The 20,626-nt window shown below is 36.9% G+C and carries 14 protein-coding genes; 12 read left to right on the forward strand and 2 right to left on the reverse strand.

The features are described from left to right. Positions 1-157 precede the first annotated feature (157 nt). The 8 genes from VKJ25_RS20820 to VKJ25_RS20855 all read left to right on the forward strand — a co-directional run bounded on the left by VKJ25_RS20820 (position 158) and on the right by VKJ25_RS20855 (position 8,396). Positions 158-442 carry a DUF3593 domain-containing protein gene (locus VKJ25_RS20820; RefSeq protein ID WP_324238562.1) on the forward strand — a complete coding sequence of 95 codons (285 nt, stop codon included), beginning with the start codon at positions 158-160 and terminating at the stop codon, positions 440-442. A gap of 156 nt (positions 443-598) precedes the next feature. Continuing rightward, positions 599-937 carry a glutathione S-transferase family protein gene (locus VKJ25_RS20825; protein WP_324238563.1) on the forward strand — a complete coding sequence of 113 codons (339 nt, stop codon included), beginning with the start codon at positions 599-601 and terminating at the stop codon, positions 935-937. Between the two features lie 33 nt (positions 938-970). After that, positions 971-1,366 carry a glutathione S-transferase family protein gene (locus VKJ25_RS20830; protein ID WP_324238564.1) on the forward strand — a complete coding sequence of 132 codons (396 nt, stop codon included), beginning with the start codon at positions 971-973 and terminating at the stop codon, positions 1,364-1,366. Between the two features lie 15 nt (positions 1,367-1,381). After that, positions 1,382-1,807: a HEPN domain-containing protein gene (locus VKJ25_RS20835; RefSeq protein ID WP_324238565.1), complete on the forward strand. Its 426-nt coding sequence runs from the start codon at positions 1,382-1,384 to the stop codon at positions 1,805-1,807. Continuing rightward, positions 1,808-3,166, forward strand: a complete 1,359-nt coding sequence (locus tag VKJ25_RS20840) for a KGGVGR-motif variant AAA ATPase (RefSeq protein ID WP_324238566.1) — start codon at positions 1,808-1,810, stop codon at positions 3,164-3,166. It begins immediately after the preceding gene. A 14-nt stretch (positions 3,167-3,180) separates the two neighbouring features. Further along, entirely contained in the window at positions 3,181-4,689 is a 1,509-nt protein-coding gene (locus tag VKJ25_RS20845) for a P-loop ATPase, Sll1717 family (protein WP_324238567.1), read from the forward strand. A gap of 850 nt (positions 4,690-5,539) precedes the next feature. Further along, on the forward strand, positions 5,540-6,415 hold the full coding sequence (locus VKJ25_RS20850; protein ID WP_324238568.1) for a substrate-binding domain-containing protein: 876 nt from the start codon (positions 5,540-5,542) through the stop codon (positions 6,413-6,415). Between the two features lie 82 nt (positions 6,416-6,497). Beyond that, entirely contained in the window at positions 6,498-8,396 is a 1,899-nt protein-coding gene (locus VKJ25_RS20855; protein WP_324238569.1) for a sensor histidine kinase, read from the forward strand. A 131-nt stretch (positions 8,397-8,527) separates the two neighbouring features. Here VKJ25_RS20855 and VKJ25_RS20860 read toward each other — a convergent pair whose 3' ends face one another. Next, positions 8,528-9,112 carry a hypothetical protein gene (locus VKJ25_RS20860; RefSeq protein WP_324238570.1) on the reverse strand — a complete coding sequence of 195 codons (585 nt, stop codon included), beginning with the start codon at positions 9,110-9,112 and terminating at the stop codon, positions 8,528-8,530. Positions 9,113-9,436: 324 nt separating this feature from the next. On the opposite strand from VKJ25_RS20860, the gene sodN reads away from it, so the two are divergent. The 4 genes from sodN (at position 9,437) to VKJ25_RS20880 (ending at position 18,300) form a co-directional block, all read left to right on the forward strand. Then, the gene (gene sodN / locus VKJ25_RS20865; RefSeq protein ID WP_324238571.1) at positions 9,437-9,895 is read left to right on the forward strand and encodes a superoxide dismutase, Ni; all 459 of its coding nucleotides are present in this window, start codon (positions 9,437-9,439) and stop codon (positions 9,893-9,895) included. Positions 9,896-10,059: 164 nt separating this feature from the next. After that, a complete protein-coding gene (sodX, locus tag VKJ25_RS20870) occupies positions 10,060-10,416 on the forward strand; it encodes a nickel-type superoxide dismutase maturation protease (RefSeq protein ID WP_324238572.1) in 357 nt (118 codons plus the stop codon). 1,481 nt (positions 10,417-11,897) lie between these two features. After that, positions 11,898-17,513, forward strand: coding sequence for a S8 family serine peptidase (locus VKJ25_RS20875; protein WP_324238573.1), 5,616 nt, complete (start codon positions 11,898-11,900; stop codon positions 17,511-17,513). A 538-nt stretch (positions 17,514-18,051) separates the two neighbouring features. Then, positions 18,052-18,300 carry a hypothetical protein gene (locus tag VKJ25_RS20880; protein ID WP_324238574.1) on the forward strand — a complete coding sequence of 83 codons (249 nt, stop codon included), beginning with the start codon at positions 18,052-18,054 and terminating at the stop codon, positions 18,298-18,300. Here the strand turns inward: VKJ25_RS20880 and VKJ25_RS20885 are convergent. Further along, entirely contained in the window at positions 18,297-20,405 is a 2,109-nt protein-coding gene (locus VKJ25_RS20885; RefSeq protein WP_324238575.1) for a bifunctional serine/threonine-protein kinase/formylglycine-generating enzyme family protein, read from the reverse strand. The genes VKJ25_RS20880 and VKJ25_RS20885 overlap by 4 nt on opposite strands. Positions 20,406-20,626: the final 221 nt, after the last annotated feature.

The following is a 20,626-nucleotide window of genomic DNA, read 5'->3' on the forward strand; positions in this document are numbered from 1 at the left end:
CACTTGTTAAACCCGCCCCTACTGTTTCAATATAATTCTAGGGGCGATAAATGTGGAGAGGGCGGGTTTAGTTAACTTGATGTGAAACTCCTTAACTCACTTGTTAAACCCGCCCCTACTGTTGCAATGGATAATCAATAATTAATCTATTAAAAATATGATTTCTAAAGATACTTTATTTGCTCTTTCATTATTTCCTTATTTAGGTTTTCTTTGGTTTCTAACACGTTCTGGAAAAGTACCTCGTTTAGCTTTAATTGGATTTTATGGCACTTTAGTATTTGTAGGTGTAACTATTCCAGCAGGAATTTATGCTAAACAAGTTTATAGTGAAGCTTTAGCAAATATTGATTGGTTACATGGCAGTGCTGAAGTATTTTTAACACTATCTAATATTTTAGTAGTTTTAGGCTTTAGGGAAGCTGTTTTGAAGAAGGAATAAGAAAGAAAGAAGGAGGAAGCAAGATTTGTAGAAGTGTAATAAATGTTGGGTTTCATTCTTCAACCCAACCTACACCTATTTAAGATATTTATATAACTGCTACTTTCAAATATTTTTTATTATTAATTATGTAAATAATCAACAAATAAAAAGTTTATGAACTCCCAAAATTATCGTCTAATTACTATTCCTGTCAGTCATTATTGTGAAAAAGTTCGTTGGGCATTAGATAGACTAAAAATCACTTACACTGAAGAACCTCATATTCCTTTATTTCATCGACTTGCTACTTTCAAATATGATAGTATTAGTGTTCCGGTTTTGGCTACAGAAAATCATGGTATTTTTGTTGATTCAACTGATATTTTGCATTATTTGAGTGCCATAGCACCACCAGATAAAAAATTATATCCAGATATTCCAGAATTACGGAAGGAAGTTGAAGAATTAGAAGATTTATTTGATGAAAAATTAGGTGTTGCTGTGAGAAATTGAGTATATTTTTATAAGGTAAAAGATCGTCGAGTTATGGGTAGGGGTTGCTGTAAAAATACTCCTTGGTTTGAACAGATTGGATTTACAATTCTTTTTCCTTTTATTTCCTATTTATTGCAGAAAAAATTTCAGTTAACAGCCGAAAATTCAGCAAAATCTCTGGCAGAAATTAAGAAAGTTTTTGACTTTGTTAGTGAACGATTATCTGAAGGTCGTTATTATTTAGTAGGAGATAATTTTTCGGCAGCAGATTTAACTTTTGCAGCTCTATCGGCTCTTATTTTAATGCCCCCAGAACATTTTATTAAACCTCAACCATTGTCACAACTTCCATCGGAAATGGTAACAGTAATTAAAGAGTTACGAGCAACTCCCGCTGGAAATTATGGTCTGGGTTTATATCGAGAAAAACGTTATTTGAGTTATTAGATTTCTAGAAAAAAGATGGAAGAATCATTTATTCAAGCTGCGGGGAGGCATTTACATGATGCAGAAATTTTACTGGTTCAAAATCGTTGGGATAATGCTGTTTATTTGGCAGGTTATGTAGTAGAATGCACTTTTAAAGTTCTAGTAGAGGAATATATTAATAATGAAGCTTGTAAAAAATTCGGTCACGATTTAACAGAACTTCAAGGTCAAAATATTGAAAGGTTACGGATAATTTATCCCATTATTGATTCTAAATTGCCAATTTCCCGGACAAACGGAACTGTTTTAGTCAACTATCATCCACAGCGACGTTATTTTCAGTCTGGTTTGTGGAATGAAAAAAAGGCAAAAGAGGCAGTTCAACGAGCAGCAGAAATCTATAACGAAATTATTCCCAGATTAATTTTGGATGGTAGGATATCTAGTGAGGAACTTTAAATGATTAACATAACTTTCGGTGAAACATTTGACAAAGTACAAGAATGTTTTGAGGAATCTTCTATAAAAGACCAACTAGAATCAATAACTATCATTCGGGATGTTAAGGGAAAAATTCGGCTTTTTCTGGAACCTCTGGAAAATAGCAATCTGGAAAAGGATATCTTAGACAACCTGAAAAAATCTCTCGACCAAAAACTGGGTCCATACTATGGTCAAGATATTTGGTTACCACAAGGCGAAAAAGATGGTTATAAAAATTTAATAGATGTCATTCGCGAAGAAAGAGTTCTCGCAGAATGGGATGATGAAAGTCAACCTCGTTGGTATGTGTTAGAACGTCATGTAGCTAAACAAGCATGGACAAATCAAAAAGAAGTTGAGCTTCCTTGGCCTCAAGAAGTAGTAGATGAAGGTCATAAACCAGCAATAGTTTCATTTTTTTCCTTCAAAGGTGGAGTTGGTCGCACTACAACATTAGTAGCAACAGCTCTGACATTAGCTCGTCACGGTCATCGAGTAGCTATAGTCGATTTAGATTTAGAGTCTCCTGGTATATCAACTATTTTTTTCCCAGATACAGAGGCGAGTTTTCCAGGGGCGATCGATTATTTGCTAGAGAAAAATATCCAAGGTGAAAATTGGAAACTCAGCGCTCATTTGCAGTTAGTTAACGATCCAATATTGTTAGGAGATGTAGAAAAAAGTTTGCCTATATTGGGTGCAGGAAATGTAGATAATAACTATCTGGAAAAGTTAGCAAGACTTGATTGCCAGAATATACTTGATTTCAATAACCCACTGTTAAAAACATGGCATGATATGTTCAAAGAACTAAATGCAGCAGCAAGAAAACTAGATTTTATTTTACTGGATACCAGAACAGGGTTTCACGATATTGGTGGGTTGGCGATCGCTGACTTATCCCATGCAGCAGTCATTTTTGGCACTCAATCTCGTCAAAGTTGGAAAGGTTTAACTCATGTTATTCGTCGTTTAGCAAGACCTTTAGCTCCTGAACCGCTGCCAGTGTTACTCATCCATGCTCTAGCTCCGGGATTAGGTGTACCAGGGAGAGAACAGGAACTGCAAGATTTTCGAGAGCAAGCTTATACTATTTTTCAAGATAATTACTATAGCGAAAATGTTCCTAACTCCACCGACAAAGATGCTAGTTTTTACCCAATAGTTATAGACTGGCAAAGTGAATTGCGTAGAGAAATAACTTTATTTCAGCGAGATTATACTCCGGAGGAAGATAGTCGTTTGTGGGGTATTATTGATGTTTTAACAGGCAAATCTTACCAACAGCTTGCTGAAAAAATTTGTAGTATTTTTAAGCGTAAATTAAACAAATAAAATTAGATAGAAAAATGACTAACTTTGATAAAAAAAAGCTATTAGAAATTATGGCTAATGTTGCACCAGGAAGAGGTGTAGCGGAACATGAAAGTGACAATGAAAATGTATTCCTAAAAAACTTTTTACCTGTAGCTCGCTACCGTAAGGCATTAGACACTGACACATTTTTAATATTAGGTGGTAGAGGTGTTGGTAAAACAGAATTTTTTCGTTTACTAGCAAATTCTTCTGGTCGGAAAGCTTTAGTAAAAAACTTAAACATTAAATATTTTCCCCCTTTAGAAACAACAATCTGGATTGCTGGATATGGTCGTACTAAGACTAGGGAAAAAAAATTTCCTGCACCAGAAACAACAGAACACTATATGAAAGGTAAGGATAGAATTGATTGGCGCATTTTCTGGATTGGATTAATATTAGGAGTAATATTTCAGCAAGAAAAAGAATTATCAAATTATAATTGGGTTGAGGAAGTACCAGAGGAAATTCGCGATAGTTTAACGAACAAATTATCATTACTTTCCCACTGGTTTCCAGATGCTAGCCAGAACTTTGAAAATATCAACTATGCTTTGGATAAATTAGATGAAGAATTATTGGCAAGCGATCGTTGGTTATTTATCACTTATGATGAGCTAGATCGAATTGTTCCTTCTTATTTAGAACTTGCCGCTCCCATTGCCGAACTATTAGCATTTTGGCTAGATAGATGGCGTCGTTGGGAACGAATTAGACCTAAAATATTTCTACGCACAGATTTATTTCAACAGGAATTTTTAGGATTTCCAGATGCTTCTAAACTCAGAGGACATCAAATTAGTTTAGAGTGGGAAACTTCATGGTTATATCAAGTATTTGTTAAGCGTTTAGCTAACTCTGGAGAAGAAATGAATGATTATTTACAAATAGTTCCTGGTTTAATTCCATCAAAAAAAGATAAAATATTAGGTATATTGCCAGCATCAGATGAGTCTCGTTTTGAATTATTAATGGAAAAAATAGTCGGGGAATATATGGGAAATAATCATCGAAAAGGTTACACTTATAATTGGGTTCCTAATCACCTTCAAGATGCCAAAGGAAGAATTGCTCCACGTTCTTTTTTAAAACTATTTTCCTTAGCAGCAGAACGTAGATTAGAAAAATTTGAGGAAAAAGATTTACCAGAAAATCGCTTATTATTACCTTCTGATTTACAAGGAGCTTTAATGGATACTTCTCAAGATAGAATCAAAGAACTTACAGAGGAAGAATATCCCTGGTTAGAAGCTTTTAAAAAAAGTCTTAAAAATCTCAACCTTTTAACTGAAGAGGAAAAATTTCTCAACATACTGAAAAACACAAAATGGGATAAAGAACCCCCTAGCAAAAAACCAGAAGAAATTTTAAAATACTTAGAACAATTAGGTATTGTAGAAATTCGTAGCTCAGATCGGCGAATTAATATGCCAGATATTTATAGATATGGTTTTGAAGTTAAACGCAAAGGTGGAATTAAACGTCCGAAAAAAAACAATTAAAATAACACAATTATTTTTTAACGAGATATTTGATTATGTCTAAGGATACAATTAACAATTTAATTACTGAAATTCTGAATAATTTAGAGAGAATGAGTAGGCATTTTGATGCTTCAATGGTAAAGGTATTCCTGATGATAAAAAACAATAGAGATTTCAACCCTTAACCACTACTTCTAAAAAAGCTAAAGGCAGTGGTTTAGGATTGTATATTATTCGTAGAACTTTAATTAAAATGGAAGGTCATATTCGAGAAACGGGAGAAAATGGTGTAAGATTTGAAATCTAAATTCCTGATGGCGATCGCTAATCAAGATTTAATCAAAATTAAATAATAACAGGATTAACTATATTGGAGCCAGTTTGGCAAAATATATTAAAGTCCGGATTGAAAGTTTAGAAGTCAAGGAAGTTTGTATTATTGATGTTAAAAGTTCCCTCAAAAAGGCATTTCTTAAAAGCGACAAAGGTTGAGAATTTTATATTAGAGCCGCAAACTCTTCCAGAAGATTAACTATCCCAGAAATTTACGATCATTTTTCTTGATTTAGACTAAACAAATGATTATTCATTTTAAGTGCATAAGCCAAATTAATTACACATTCTGTTAACTCCCTGTTATCTCTTTCCTAAGTAAATATTTAATTTTTCTACTGATTTAACTCTAGTTGTACTGAAGATATTTATTGTGAAGATATTACAGCCTACAATTTAAGTCAATGATAACTAAGAAAATAATTTTTTTATATAAATTCAACTTATTGGCTTTAAATTTGATAGAGATAATTGTAGTACCACTTCCGGTTGAGCTAGGTTGATTAAAAAAAAAATAATTTGAGAAGGAATCAAAATGAGATTTTCTAGAATATGGATGACAATGCTAAGTTTGCTGGTGCTATTGCCAATGGGATGTACATTTGAGTCAAATCAGACTAGCAATATTTCCTCTACAGGTTCTGAATCTTCTCAAGAAAAACAAACCATTAAAATAGGAGGAGCTGGTACACCTTATCCAGCTATGAAACTATTAGCATCTGCATATCAGAAACAGACAAGTGGTACTAAAATAGACTTTATCGAATCTAGTCAGACTGGAGGGGGTATTGCGGGTGTCAAAGTAGGTTTGATTGAAATGGGTACTGTTACTCGACCCCCCAAACCTAAAGAAACTGCCGATCAACTGACATATCGTGAATTTGCCAAAGATGCTCTCTTAGTAGCGACTCACTCTAGCGTGGAAGGCGTTAAGAATTTAACAACTGAAGATTTACGCGCAATTTATAGTGGCCAAATTACTAATTGGCAAGAATTTGGGGGACCTGATGCGACAATAGTTGTCTTAGATAGACCCGAAGATGAATCTGGCAAAAAGTTATTACGAAAGTATTATTTAGGTTCCGACTTAGAAAATTCACCGGATGCTATAGTGTTGCGTAGGGAAGCAGATTTAATTGATGCTATTCAGACTACACCCTACAGTATAGGTGCATTTTCCCTGGGTGAGACGATTAGTAATAATTTGCAAGTAAACCGTCTGAGTCTGAATGGAGTTGCACCAACTCCAGAGAATTTGCAATCTGGAAAATATACTATGGTCAGAAGTTTAGGTATTGTCTGGTATGATGACCCTAACCCAGCAACCCAAGCATTCATTGACTTTATTTACGGGAAAACTGGGGCTGATGTTTTACAACAAGCCGGCTTTGTACCTACTAAACTAGAATAAATCGTTTTCCTTAATTTCAAGCTTATCTATGGAAATTCCTCGCTATTCAAACCTGCCTCTTGTGGGTAAAATATTGATTCCTATGCTGTCCATTTTCCTGGGAACTTGGATAGTGGGAGCTTTGGCTGTAGGCTATACTACAACTAAGAGGCAAGAAAATGAATTGAAAATAGAAACTGAGCATACTGCTGCTCATATAAGCTATGATTTTGGATTAACTAATGAGTTATTGAGTTTTAAGGCCAAATCTATTGCAGATAATTCTGAGTTTTCAGAAGCGGTTGCCAAGCAGAATAAACAGGATTTGTTGAGAATACTTTTGCCACTGCGCTCTAGCTTAGAATTGGATTTGGTAAAAGTAGTAGATACAGAAGGAATAATCCTATCAAGATTGACAAACTCTACTATGGATAAAACTCCACTAAAAGATTTAAAGCTCCGTCAACTGGCGCAAAGTGGTTTAATTTTCAGCAAGTTGGTCTTGTCGCAAGACTCGAAAAAGCTTCTGTTAGTAAAGGTTATTTCGATTAAGTCCAGAGAGAGAATTATTGGTGGTCTTATTATTGGTAAGACTTTAACATCAGAAGTTATTCAGGAGATTTTGGATGATACCAGACAGCATTTAGTTTTCCTAGAAGATTCAAAGGTTATTATTTCAACTGTTGCAGTGGATGGCTCAATTGAGTGGTCAAAAATTACATCTCAAGATATTCTTCAGGAAATTGAAACTTCAGGAAAGTCTTACTTTGCTCAACGAATCGACTTCCCTGAGATTTTAAAAGAGCGCATTCATGTAGTTGTATTGACTCCACTGACATCTCTACATGAATCTCAACGGGAAATCTGGTTCCAAATTGGGAGTTTTGCTTTAATTGGTGGTTTGATAGTTTCTGTACTTGGTTTTTGGATTACCCGTTTGGTGACGCGGCGAATTACTTTGCTAACAACAGCAACTCAAGAGTTAAGCAAAGGAGACCTGAGCATTCATTTGGAATTTAAGGGTAAGGATGAAATTTATACGCTCGCAACCAGCTTTAATGAGATGAGCGAACAACTCAATGAGCGCGATTTAAAGATTAAAAAACAGCTACAAGAATTGGAGTTATTGGTAAAAAAACTTCAGCAAACTCCCCAATTAATTCAAACCGAGAAGATGGCAAGTTTAGGACAAATGGTAGCTGGAGTCGCCCATGAAATTAATAATCCTGTGGGTTTTATCTATGGTAATGTGTCACACGCTAAGGGATATGTGAACGATCTGGTAAATTTGGTGCGTTTATATCAGGAGCATTTCCCGGAGCGATCGCCTCTAATTTTAGAAGAAGAGGAAACTATTGAGATCGATTTTTTGATTGAGGATGTGTTCAAGCTATTAGATTCTATGAATTATGGTGCGGAACGCATTAAAGAGATTGTCTCCAGTTTACGCAGTTTCTCGCGCCAGGATCAATTAGAGATGAAAAAAGTCAATATTCACGATGGTATTGATAGTACCCTGACTATTTTAGGGCATCGTCTCAGTGCTAAGAGCGATCGCCCAGTTATTGAAGTAGTGAAAGATTACGGTAATTTACCTTTTGTTGATTGCTTTGCGGGGCAACTTAATCAGGTGTTTATGAATTTGTTGACTAATGCTATTGATGCAATGGAAGAGCTAATTATTAAACAGAATATAGAGAAAAGTAGCGATCGCATAAGTTTCCAGCCACAAATTTCAATTAAAACTTATGTACTCAACGATAACTGGGTAACTATTGAAATTGCTGATAATGGTTCTGGTATTCCTGAAGATATTCGCAACAAATTATTCGATCCATTTTTTACAACTAAAGCAGTGGGAAAAGGAACAGGTTTAGGGTTATCAATTAGTTATCAGATTATTGTGGAAAAACATGGTGGGAAATTATGGTGTGAATCAGAATTAGGGGAAGCAACTAAATTTTTTATTTCTATTCCAGTAACTCCAAATATCTCTACATAAATTATCTAGCTGAAGTTTTGTCATCTATAGGTTCACCTCTATAAAAAGTAACACAGGCTTCAAGGCTATAACAAGCAAGATGCTTGTGTTACCATTTATTACTAAATAAAATATTGTTAATTCTTGAATTTTTACTCTTCTTGAAATTTCTCATCATTTAAAACTTGTTTCTTGTTATCTACTTCTAATGCTATAACTTCTTGACTACCTCCGATAAAACTCTTCTTATAATCAATTGGCAATAAAATACTTGAAGCTTCCTTCACTTCCAAAATTAATGCTTGCCCACTACCGCTAAATAAACGAATAACTGCATAAGAAACTAACACTGGTGAAGCTAATATCAAAGCAGCTATCATTCCCACAGGAGCCACTAATTGATAAACAATTAAAGAAGTAGGTTGAAACTCTTCATATTGAGAAAACACTCTAGATAACCACCACACTAATAATGCCATTACCGCAAATCCGAAAAGAGTAACAATCGAAGGTATAATAAAAGACAAAAATACAGCCATTACTCCAATTAAAGCACCCCAACCTTGAGCAACTATTTTCTGTGATAGGTCAGAAACCATAATCGTTCCATGCACAAACCAAACGATAAATCCCAAGACTAATGTAATTGCTGAACCTGCCAAAAAAATGTTAACGCCCTTAATAAAAAGTTGCTTAACCTCATTATTTTTTAACTTAAATTGTTTCTGGTTTTCCATTTTTTTATTCCCCTACCATATAAACTTTTGATATTAAATTTAGTTGCCAATGCCTGTTATTTTTAAAATTCTTCTTTTCTATATCACATTCTACAGGAAGCTCCCCTAATGACCGCTTTTTCTCCATAATATGGAAAGGCTTTATACCTTGATTTTTCGGTAATAGAGGAAAAAGAATAGAAAATACCATAATATATCATAATTATTCTACTTTCCCATATCATTTTCCACATTTCTAAATATATTAAAAATTGGTTCTATAGGTTTACCATTCCGTAGTAGTATGACACTAAACTATTTTGATTAGGAATATCCTAGAAAACTATGCTCAACACAATTGCTACTCAGATTAGAAAGTGGTTCCCAGCAACAGAGGTTAGCGCTCACTGTGATGGCCCTTGCGGTGTTTATGACCCTGCTTCGGCTCGAATTTATGCTGAAGCGGTATTATCCATGACTAAGAAAATCTTAGACCTCGATCCAAAAGCTGGAGATCATAAGACTGCTAATACTCTTTCTCGCTATATTGCAATTAAGGAAGAGCAAGCTCAAAAAACTAAGGAAGATTTACTCGTTCTTTGGACTGATTATTTCAAGCCTGTACATTTAGAAAAGTATCCAGACCTCCACGATACTTTTTGGAAAGCTGCTAAACTTTGCTCTGCTTGTAAAGTAGAGGTTAGTTTGGAACACGCTACTGAGTTATTAGAGACTGTGGAGAAAATTCACAATATGTTCTGGGCTACTAAGGAACGTGATGTAGCTTGGGTTAAGGCTAGCTAATTTATAAGCAATAAGCTGTCAGCTAACAGCTATTAGCTGCCTATTCGCCTATTCTAAGGTCGTACATTATTTGTCTGAAATGTGCTGTACTTTTAAGGTATGGGCGGAGTCTGATAGTTGAATAGTTAAGCTAATTTTTTTAGTTTGAGGTGGTAGGCAAAAAGTTGATACAAGAAAGTAATAAGAAAGAGTTATTACTTTGGTTATTGAGATTACGTCAACGGTTTTGTGTTACTGGACTTTCTATGTTTCCTGTGCTAAAGCCAGGGGAGGAAGTTCTGGTAGATACAAGAGCCTACCGCCACTTTTTACCAGAAATTGGGGATTTGGTGGTGGCGAAACATCCCCATCGTCAAGATTTAAGAATAATTAAGTGGGTTGCCTTAGTTGATGAAAAAGGTAACTGTTTTTTATTGGGAGAAAATAAAGAAGAAAGTAGCGATAGTCGTTCTTTTGGTGTTGTGAGTTCCCAACAAATTATAGGTAGAGTTACTAGCAGATTCCCTGAATATAATCAATAATTCTCAAGAAAAATTATAATTGCTGATATCTCAACAATTATAATTCTAAGTAGCTTTACATCTTTTATTTACTGCTAAATTTTAGAAATTAAATGCCCAAAATATAAAGTTTTTAGCAGTAAAAATTTGGGGAGAATTATCTGTTTTTAATCACACCAAAATAGACGGCGTTTCTCTTGCTGAAAAACTGCCATTTTTGGCAAGATTTTCTCAAAAAAGCCAACATTGATGGCAGCATTAAAGAGAGAAAATTTTCTGTGATTTTTAGTCGTGAGCAATTTTATTCAGAATGCGATCGCTCATTTCAGTATCGACTTAATACTCAGTCCTATTCTGTGTTTTGCCCATGACTGGAAAATTGTTCTTTGGTCTCTAATTGTGGTATCATAGCTTCAATCAAAATACATCGCTTTGGCCACTAACTTCTAGTGGTCATTTTTTTTGTCTTCAGGTTTAAAAGTCTATTGCAAGTCCATAAGTCATTGCTATTGGCCTTTTGAACCAAAGTACATTACATACTTATTGCAACTAATATTCAATAGTTTTTAGGTTTTGTCAAGGTTTTTCTGAGATTTTTTATGATTAAGTTTTGTAACATAAATAAATCAAATCTTAATGATTCCCTTTAAGATAAGCAGAACAGGCTTATGGCAATGGTTGCAAGTAAATTAATGAAAATTATTATTATTAAAATCTCAAAAAAGTATTGACAATAATTTGCATTAGGTTGATAATAATAATCACGTTGCTTATGGTGTTCTTCTCTCTGGTAGGACAACGTATTTATCGAGTCCCTCAGTCTCAATGATTATGTTTTGTTGGTAGACTGGAAAGCAATAGGGACTCTTTTTTATTTTGGGTCTATAGAAACCATTTTGTATCTTTGCACGCGCTGCGAGTTTGTGGCAACTGAAAAAGGGCGGGTTTCACCATCTTGTAGGGGCGGGTCTTTCAAGTAAGCTAAGGAGTCTTCAGGTTAAGCTAGCTAGACCCGCCCCCTATCTTGCGTTCGCACACAGGGCGGGTCTTTCAAGTAAGCTAAGGAGTCTTCAGGTTAAGCTAGCTAGACCCGCCCCCTATCTTGCGTTCGCACACACCTAGGTAAAAGAAACCGGGTTTCTGGAGACATACAAATGTTTGATTCTCCTTGGGAATTTAGCTTTGCGCTAAGGAATCTATTCCTTGGCGCTTTTGACTTCTGCCTTTCACCAAAGTCTAATTATTCAACCGGACATGATATAAAACTGTATTTCTGACTCCCTACTCCCTATTCCCTATAATAACTTAAACTTTCGTAAAAAAGGTATTTAAAATTCTCTATCCGGTACGATCAATCTACATTTATTCATCTATTACCCTCATTTCTATTTCGTTTTCTCTAAATTGTTCATAATTCTACTTGACAGAATCTTCAAATTAGATCACAATAAGTTCAGGCTGCATCTCAAATAAAAAATACATATATTTGGGAGTAATAAAAAGTGGAAAAATCCAAAATATTCTCGGATTTCCAGATAGAAGGTCCTAACTCAGTACCATATCAACTATTTAATGTATTAGTTCCCGGAACTATAGAAGTAGAGGTTGATTGGGAAGGTCAAGGTGAAAAATTAACTGTTTCACTAGAAGGTCGGCGCGATTTTGGAAGTCGAAAACCTCCTGTTCAAATTACAGATTCTTCTGCTTCTCCTCTAAAACTAACTTATGATGTCACAGAAGAAGACATTGCCAGGGGTGTTGGTTGGCGGTTAGTGATTCGGGGTGAAGATGGAACAAATATTAAGGGAGATGTTAAAATTATCACTCCTTTTGACCCAGATGTTTATGAAACCTTTGAACAGCAAAAAATTAGTCTGCGTAGTGGTGACTTCCTTCCCACACGGACTTTAGAGAAAGACTTTTTTGAAGAACTGAATGAAGATAAAAGTTCAAAAGGATTGCATGGTATTATCACCCTGAATAGAACACCAGAACATGATGAACTTTTAAAACTGGAAAAAGCAGGAATAGATCGCCAGAGTTTTCTGCCTGGGAAACACGCCTTTGGATTAGTTGAGGAAGATTTCGACCCCTCAGACCCCAACATTCCTCCTAAATTAATTCGTAGTATTACACCCTTAACACCAGAAGATAAAATTGCGCCCGATATTTTGGTGGGAAATTATCAGGAATACTTTATCCCAGAAAGAAAAGAGAATTACGTTCTGAATGATAATGGTACTCTCCGACTATCTGTCTTATTTGCACAAGATACTCCTCTGGAAACTATTCGTCAGTCAATTTTGAAGCGGGAGGCTATTTCTTTTTCTCCCATTAGCGATAATCTTTGGGAAGTTGAGATTGAGGAAAAAAATCTCATTAGTCTAGCAAGTTACGACCAAGTTGAATGGATAGATCCAGGTTCCTTCCCAGATTTACCAGAAAATGATAATACTCGTTCAGTTGTTAACGTAGATAATGTTCAAGATGCTCAAACTGATGGCATGGGGAACCTGATTTTATCCGGTGGGTTTCCAGTTTATGACGGGTTATCTGGTGATGGTGTGACTGTGGGGGTAGATGATAGTGGTATTGATGCCTCTCATCCAGACTTAAATGTGGTTGCGGATAGACCTGCAAGTAGTTTTCATGGAACCCATGTTGGGGGTATTATTGCAGGTAATGGTTCTCAAAGTAATTCTAATGGTGGTACGCCTTTTGAATGGCGAGGTATGGCTCCCAATGCAGGTTTAATTGATTCTGACGACCTGATTAACACTGCCAATGTCTTAAACGCAATAGATAATAATTCTCTAGATGTCTCTAACCATTCTCATGCGGTGAGTCCTGATGGAAATTATAGCGGTAATAACCAAACTATTGATCGATTAATTCGAGGGGGTGCAACTGCTGGGGGTGAACTTGTTCCGGAAAGACCGAAAGTGTTTTCTGCTGGCAACGGAGGTAGTAGCGCTCAATATGGAAATCAATTAGGATATTATTCTATTACCAAACAAGTCAAAAATGCTGTTGTAGTGGGAAATTGGAATGCTTCTGATGGAGATGGAAACATTAATAATGATTTTCTCAGCACAGGTAGTAGTCTCGGACCAGCTTATGATGGTCGGATTAAACCTGATGTCGTAGCACCAGGAACTAATATCAGGTCAACCAATACCAGTAATGGTTATGGATCAAGTAGCGGAACTTCTATGGCTTCCCCTGCAGTCGCTGGTATTCATGCTTTATTGTTAGAAGGTTGGCAAAATACTTACAGTACCCCTCTAGGCACAACAATTGACGATCGCCCTCCTTTACCATCTACCCTCAGAGCATTATTAATTCAAACCGCAGTTGATATCGTTGATGATGATGTTCGGAACAATACACTTACTGAGATTGATTCTGATAGCAATCAAGCTAATGGTAATGACGGTAATGGACGAGTCACCGCAACTGAAGGTCCCGACTATGCTACTGGTTGGGGTTTAGTGGATGCAGAAGCTGCAGTTGAAGTCATGCAGGATTTTCGTCTAGAAGGTGGTGTTCCCATTCCTAATCGCATTATTCAAGATGCAGTCATGCACAATGGAATCATTGAATATAATTTTGTTGTGGATGAAGATTTTATTGATTCTGGCGATCCACTCAAATTGACATTAGCTTGGGATGATTTTGAGGGAGCCATTCAAAATCCTGCTATCAACCCCACGTTAGTAAATGACCTTGATTTAGAAATAGTCGCCCCAGACGGTACAATATTCTACCCTTGGCAGTTAGGTCATACAATAGAAGACTTAATGGGTAATCCCTTGCCGAATAATGCTCAACCCCCTGGAACAGCAATTTCTATTAATCAAGAGATTACCCCGACCCTCACACCTGCCATCAATAATGACTACATTCCTGCTAATGCTTTAACTGGAAATGGAGCTTGGGTAGCAACACGAGGGAAAGACCATCTCAACAATGTGGAACAGGTGTTAGTTGATAGTGCAGATTTAGAAGAAGGTCATTGGACAGCTCGTGTGATTGGTTTTGATGTGCAAGCAGGTACAGCACAAGACTATTCTTTAGTAGGTTTTCCCTATCCTGAGTTACCAGACTTAGTTGCATTCAGTAACGATAAAGTTAGCTTACCTTCTGGTGGGGGAACAGTTGAATTTGATTGGACAGTTAGTAATACTGGGGAGCTAGGAACAGGAACTAATTTTGAATATGAGGTTTTACTTTCTACAGATTTCTTTGCTGATGCAAGTGATGTCGTTTTAACTGATACTAATCAAGCAAGTCTCGGACCTCTAGCTACAGGTGCTTCATTAAACCGTACTAGCGAAGTCACCATTAATAATTCTCATGCTGCACAACTTCTCGGTCCAGGTTCCACAGTTGACGACCTCATTGATAATGATGCTTTCTTACTGGTGCGAGTAGACTCCGATGATGATATTCTAGAACATAACGAAGAAAATACGGCTGCTATCCAATTAGCTCGTACAGTTGATGTGGTGCTAGTAATGGATCGTAGTGGTAGTATGGCTTCACAAGTTCCAGTTTCTAATGGAAACCGACCCAAAATTGAATTGTTGCAAGACTCCGCTAATTTATTCCTAGATTTGATTCGCCTTGATGCAGGCGATCGCTTAGGGGAAGTTAGTTTCGCAGGTAGTGTGACTACAGATTTTGGACCAGGAGATGTTTTAACTGAGATTACTTCAGGTAATATTAATAATGCTGAAAATCAAATTAATAACCTCAGTCCTGGTGGTAGTACCAATATTCGTGGAGCGTTGCAGGAAGGACTAGATTTATTGACAGATGCTCCTGATGGCGAAAATAATCGTCGTGTAATTGTCTTCCTTTCTGATGGAATGCGCACAGCAGGTGGCGATCCGACTGCTCCTGCTTTCTTACAACAATTTGATGATGAAAATGTTAAAGTCTTCTCTGTTGGATTTGGTACTGAAGGTGCAAGTGGCAATGCTGGAATTGATGTAGATTTACTGCAAACCTTAACTAATGTAGGCGACCAAGGTTTTTACCAAGTAACTGAAAGTGCCTTAGAACTTGATAAATTCTTTGTCAATGCGGTAGCGGGGGCTATAGGTTCTGATGTAATTGTAGACCCAATTGATTATATTGCTCCCGGTGAAACTCACACTGTAGATATTACATTAGGTGAGCAAGATGGGGTAGCTTCCTTTATTCTCACCAGTGATAATCCACAGTTCCCTCTAGATTTAGCATTACGCAGTCCATCTGGATTAGAAATCAATGCCAATAACTTTAATTCATTTGGCGAGCAAATTTCCTACATTAATGCTCCTACCCACGATATTTTCCAAGTACATCTTCCCATAGCAGCACAAGCAAATATCGACCATGGAGAAACCTGGGAGATGGTCATTACTAACCCCAACTCCAGGACTGTTACTTACTCTGCTTCTGCTATTGCGGAGTCTACAGTTCATTTAGACATATTACCTCCCCAATCTAGTGATGGCATTTTCAATCCAGGAGAACCTATTCCACTGCAAGTATTCTTAGAGGAAAATAATCAAGTTCCGATCCAAGATGCTTCTATAACAGTATCGGTCACTGGTCCAACCGCAGATTTAGGTAATTACCTCTCATCTGGAGTTATCACTCAGAAAGATTTGAAACAAGTTCCCGCTCAAATTAGACGTGAACCTTTGAGTTTGCAGGAGCGGATCGTAATTGCTATACAAAATAAATTGGGTAAAAATCCTCTATCTCCTGTGCAACTCGATCCGATTGAGCTAACCGAATTAGACGAAGGATTTTACTCAGGAGAATTTTTAGACACTAAAGTTCCCGGAACCTATACTTTTGTGGTCAATGTCGAAGGTTTTACTTCTGATTGGCAACCCTTTCAAAGAGAAGCAACTTATACTGTCAACGTTTCCGATAATGAAGTCGATCCTGACAAAACGAAGGTTGATATTATCGCATCCAAACCTGGTAGCGGTGTAGTTACAATTACTCCCAAAACTACTGCCGGTAATTTTGTCGGACCAGGTTTTGCCGATGATATTGTCTTAGGAGGGAAAGGCTTAATTCCGAAAACAACTGTAATAGACAACCTAGATGGCAGTTATACACAACAGTTTGAAATAGAAACCAATATTGAGGAAACTAAACTTAATATTCAACTTCTAGATACGAAATTACCACCTATTATCGTTACTGATAATCCCATTGATGACATCTTCCTCAAAGGTAGGGGAGGCAACGATAAACTCCAAGGTCAAACTGGCGATGACACCCTTATTGGTAATGGTGGCAATGATACTCTCCATGGTGGTGGTGGTAACGATATTCTCAATGGTGGTAGCGGCAACGATACTCTTAATGGTAGCAAGGGTGACGATACTCTTAATGGTGGTAGCGGTAACGATACTCTTAATGGTAGTAGCGGTGACGATATTCTCAATGGTGGCAAGGGTAAAGACAGATTGCTTGGTGGTAGTGGCAATGATATTCTCAATGGTGGTAAGGGTAAAGACAGACTACTTGGTGGTAGTGGCAATGATACTCTCAATGGCGATCGCGATAACGATACTCTCAATGGTGGTAAGGGTAAAGACAGACTACTTGGTGGTAGAGGGAACGATCTATTAATAGGCGATAATGGTCAAGATACCTTGCTAGGAGAATCTGGTGACGATACTCTCAGAGGTGGTAGCGGTAATGATATTCTCAATGGTGGAGCAGGAAACGATGAACTCACAGGAGGGGGCAATATTGACAGCTTTGTCTTTGACACTAATAAGAAATTTAAGACTAAGGATATAGGTATAGATGAAATTACTGATTTTTCCCAAAACCAGGGAGATATTATTCTTCTAGATTTGACAACTTTCAGTGCAATCAAAAGTTTGGCAGGAACTGGGTTTAGCATTATTGATGAATTTGCTGTAGTTACAAGTAATAAAAAGGCAGCAACCTCTGATGCTGTAATCGTCTATAATGAAAACAATGGTAATTTGTTCTATAATCCCAATGGTAGTAGTGCAGGTTTCGGTAGTGGTGGTAGGTTTGCCACTTTGACAAATACTCCATCGTTAGTAGCAGACGATTTCTTCCTCAGAAATTAATATCATCTCCAGATAATTAGTGATAAAAAACTTACTCCTCCTGTTCCCCTCCAGGGAGGGGTTAGGGGTGGGTTTATTTATAACTATTCAACCGGATATGATATTACAGCGGTTTTCATTTCAGTAAACTACTGTAGGGACGTTGCATGCAACGTCCCTACAAGGTTTTGCTTGTGGCGATGTGGTTTATCAAGAGTGAAAAGCGCTGCCAGAGGAAAATTCTAGGAAGGAGAGACAGAAACTACCTTTTCTATATATTGAATAAAAAGTCATGTATAGGGACGAAGACGTCCCATTAAATAATATTGTATCAGAAATTTTCGCACTTGGCAAGGGGAATTTCTTTTCGCCGCCGATTTTTTGTCGGGAGCTTCACAAAATGCAAATCTTCTTCTTCCTGTATTTGTGGCCAAATCTTTGTCTACCTCTGAGTTGCGATCGCACTGATTAAGAGGAAAAGAATAAAATCAAGGGGAAAATTCCTAGGAACGAGAGACAGAAACAGAAACTATCTTGGTCTTTGATTGAATAAAAAGTCATGTATAGGGACGAATGCACCCCATTAAATAATATCATATCAGAAATTTTTGCACTTGGCAAGGGGGATTTCTTTTCGGGTGCTTCACAAAATGCAAACTTTCTTATCCCTGTATCTGTGACGAAATCTTTGTCTGGCTCTGACTTCTCTGACTCTGAAAAAAAATTTTCCCCTTCGCGGGAGAAAAAAGAGAAAAGAAAAAGAGGGAAAAGGGGAAAAGAGGAAAAGAAAAAAGGGGAAGAATCCTAGGAACGAGAGACAGGGGAGGCAACACGAAAACCCCAATCGTCGTTGTAGCCGTCCGCATCGACACAGTCGCGCCAGGCACTCCGACAACTCCTAGAATGGTTGTCCCAGCAACCGGAACGGAGCAGTCTTCTATTACTATCACCTCCAGCTTCCCAAGCACTTCCATCTGTAGGCGCTCCATTATAGTTACTATGCCAAACATCCTGACACCATTCCCAGACATTGCCGTGCATATCGTACAAACCAAAACTATTGGGAGGAAAAATCCCCACATCTGTTGTTTCTTGACGATATTTTCCCTTTGGTGCATCAGCATAAGGATAGTTTCCATCATAGTTAACTAACTCAGTCGTTATAGTTTCCCCAAAATAAAATGGTGTGGTTGTTCCGGCTCGACAAGGATATTCCCACTGACTTTCACTGGGTAAACTATATTTTCTACCTGTTATTTCTGAGAGCTTCTGACAAAACTTTGTCGCCTCCTTCCAACTTACATTTTCTACAGGGCGACTTGCACCTTTAAAGAAAGAAGGATTATTTCCCATCACTGCTTTCCACTGTACTTGAGTAACTGGATACTTTCCTATGAAAAATTCTGGAACATCTACATAATGTTGCGGACTTTCATCATCAAATCTTTCTGCTTCTGTCTCTGGAGAACCCATGATAAATCTACCTCTAGGAATGTTTACCATTTCTAGAGAAACTCCATTACCGAGGTTTTCTGTCATTACTTCTGCTTTACCTTGAGAGCGACTTACTATTTTTCCTTTCTTGTTAACTTTAACAGTAGTAAATGTCTGAATAGAAAATTTTGGTTGTGGTGGAGAGATAGGAGATGGTTTTGTTTTGGCAGGAGATGGTTTATTCCGCAAATGTTTAATTAACATTGCTGCTGCAAAACCACTTCCTGCTAAACTTCCTAATATTATCTGAATAGGAAAGTTAGGTTGTGGTGGAGAAGTAGGAGATGGTTTTGTTTGAGTAGGAGATAATTTATCGGACAAACCTTTAACTAATATTGCTCCGACAAATGTACTTCCTGCCAAACCTCCTAATATCAATATTTGTCTTCTAGTTTTATTGGTTTTATTAGGTTGGGGTTTGACTACTACTTTTTGTGTGGAAGTAGTTGTTGCTTCTGGTGTTATTACTTCTGGTGGTGCTACTTCTGGTGTTGTTATTTTTGGTGGTGGAGGTGGTGGAGGTATTGGAGTTTGAATATTTAATGCTTCTAATACTTCTATGGCATTTTTATAACGCTGTGGAAAATATTCATGTACCATTCTATCTAATATATTTGCTAACTCGTCGCTGACTTGTGCTTCATTTCGCCAGATAAAGTTTCGTGTCTTAGAGTCTCTTAGTAAATATTTTGGGTTTTTACCAGTTAGTGCTTTTATGCCTACCATTCCTACTGCATAAATATCGCTACTTAGTTGAGGATCGCCTAGTTTCTGTTCGTTTGGCATATATCCAGGAGTTCCCACTACCATAGCTAAAGTGGTTGTTCCTGGTTGTTTGCCTTTAGCTAACACATGTATTTCTTTTACTGCTCCGAAGTCTATCAATATTATTTTGTTATCTGACTTTCGACGCATCAAGTTTTCTGGTTTAATGTCTCGATGAATAATATTATTTTGATGAGCTACTGTTAATGCTGATAATATTCCTGCGAGTAAGGCAATAGTATCAGACTGGCTTAATTTTTTCCCCGGCGTAAGTTCCCTACTAATATTATGCCCTTTGATATATTCTTGTACTAAGTAAAATTCTGTTCTTTCCTGAAAATGTGCAAATAATTTTGGTATTTGCTCTGAGTCTTTGCCTAATGTGTATAGAGTTTTTGCTTCTCTCTCGAATAACTTTTGGGCAGTAGCTAAAACTGCGGGATTTAAACTTTGGATGTTGTTTAACCAAGGAATGAATCTTAGGGGAAAAGGTAAGTCCGATTTTTTAGTTGTTTTAGGTTTGAGATGTTTAACGACACATTTGGGATTTCCTGGTAAGTCTAAATCTTCTGCTAAGTAGGTGTCTCCAAATCCTCCACTGCCAAGAGTGTGGATAATTTTGTACCTTTGTTTCAGGATTTTTCCAGACTGCATTTTTTCAGTTAACAGTTATCAGCTTTTTCAGACTTTATTCTACTAGGAAAATATGGTTCTTTTGGCAAAATTTAACTTACATATGTATGAGCGAACCTTCTCCATTATGATTACAATATCATGTCAAGTTTTGATTTGTCAACCAATCTACATATAATTCTGAAAATATAGTTAGTAGTTCTTTAATCTATGAGGTATGGTGTTTCCCCCCTGCTTCTCTT

Origin of the sequence: Okeania sp. (assembly GCF_035285525.1) — a bacterium.
Taxonomy (GTDB): Bacteria; Cyanobacteriota; Cyanobacteriia; order Cyanobacteriales; family Microcoleaceae; genus Trichodesmium.

What these genes read in the sequence shown, in the direction of transcription:
- sodN (WP_324238571.1), top strand. Translation starts at nt 9,437, where the DNA reads ATGCTCAACACAATTGCTACTCAGATTAGAAAGTGGTTCCCAGCAACA.
- VKJ25_RS20845 (WP_324238567.1), top strand. Translation starts at nt 3,181, where the DNA reads ATGACTAACTTTGATAAAAAAAAGCTATTAGAAATTATGGCTAATGTT.
- VKJ25_RS20840 (WP_324238566.1), top strand. Translation starts at nt 1,808, where the DNA reads ATGATTAACATAACTTTCGGTGAAACATTTGACAAAGTACAAGAATGT.
- VKJ25_RS20830 (WP_324238564.1), top strand. Translation starts at nt 971, where the DNA reads ATGGGTAGGGGTTGCTGTAAAAATACTCCTTGGTTTGAACAGATTGGA.
- VKJ25_RS20855 (WP_324238569.1), top strand. Translation starts at nt 6,498, where the DNA reads ATGCTGTCCATTTTCCTGGGAACTTGGATAGTGGGAGCTTTGGCTGTA.
- VKJ25_RS20820 (WP_324238562.1), top strand. Translation starts at nt 158, where the DNA reads ATGATTTCTAAAGATACTTTATTTGCTCTTTCATTATTTCCTTATTTA.
- VKJ25_RS20835 (WP_324238565.1), top strand. Translation starts at nt 1,382, where the DNA reads ATGGAAGAATCATTTATTCAAGCTGCGGGGAGGCATTTACATGATGCA.
- VKJ25_RS20885 (WP_324238575.1), bottom strand. Translation starts at nt 20,405, where the DNA reads ATGCAGTCTGGAAAAATCCTGAAACAAAGGTACAAAATTATCCACACT.
- VKJ25_RS20860 (WP_324238570.1), bottom strand. Translation starts at nt 9,112, where the DNA reads ATGGAAAACCAGAAACAATTTAAGTTAAAAAATAATGAGGTTAAGCAA.
- VKJ25_RS20825 (WP_324238563.1), top strand. Translation starts at nt 599, where the DNA reads ATGAACTCCCAAAATTATCGTCTAATTACTATTCCTGTCAGTCATTAT.
- VKJ25_RS20850 (WP_324238568.1), top strand. Translation starts at nt 5,540, where the DNA reads ATGAGATTTTCTAGAATATGGATGACAATGCTAAGTTTGCTGGTGCTA.
- VKJ25_RS20880 (WP_324238574.1), top strand. Translation starts at nt 18,052, where the DNA reads ATGTATAGGGACGAATGCACCCCATTAAATAATATCATATCAGAAATT.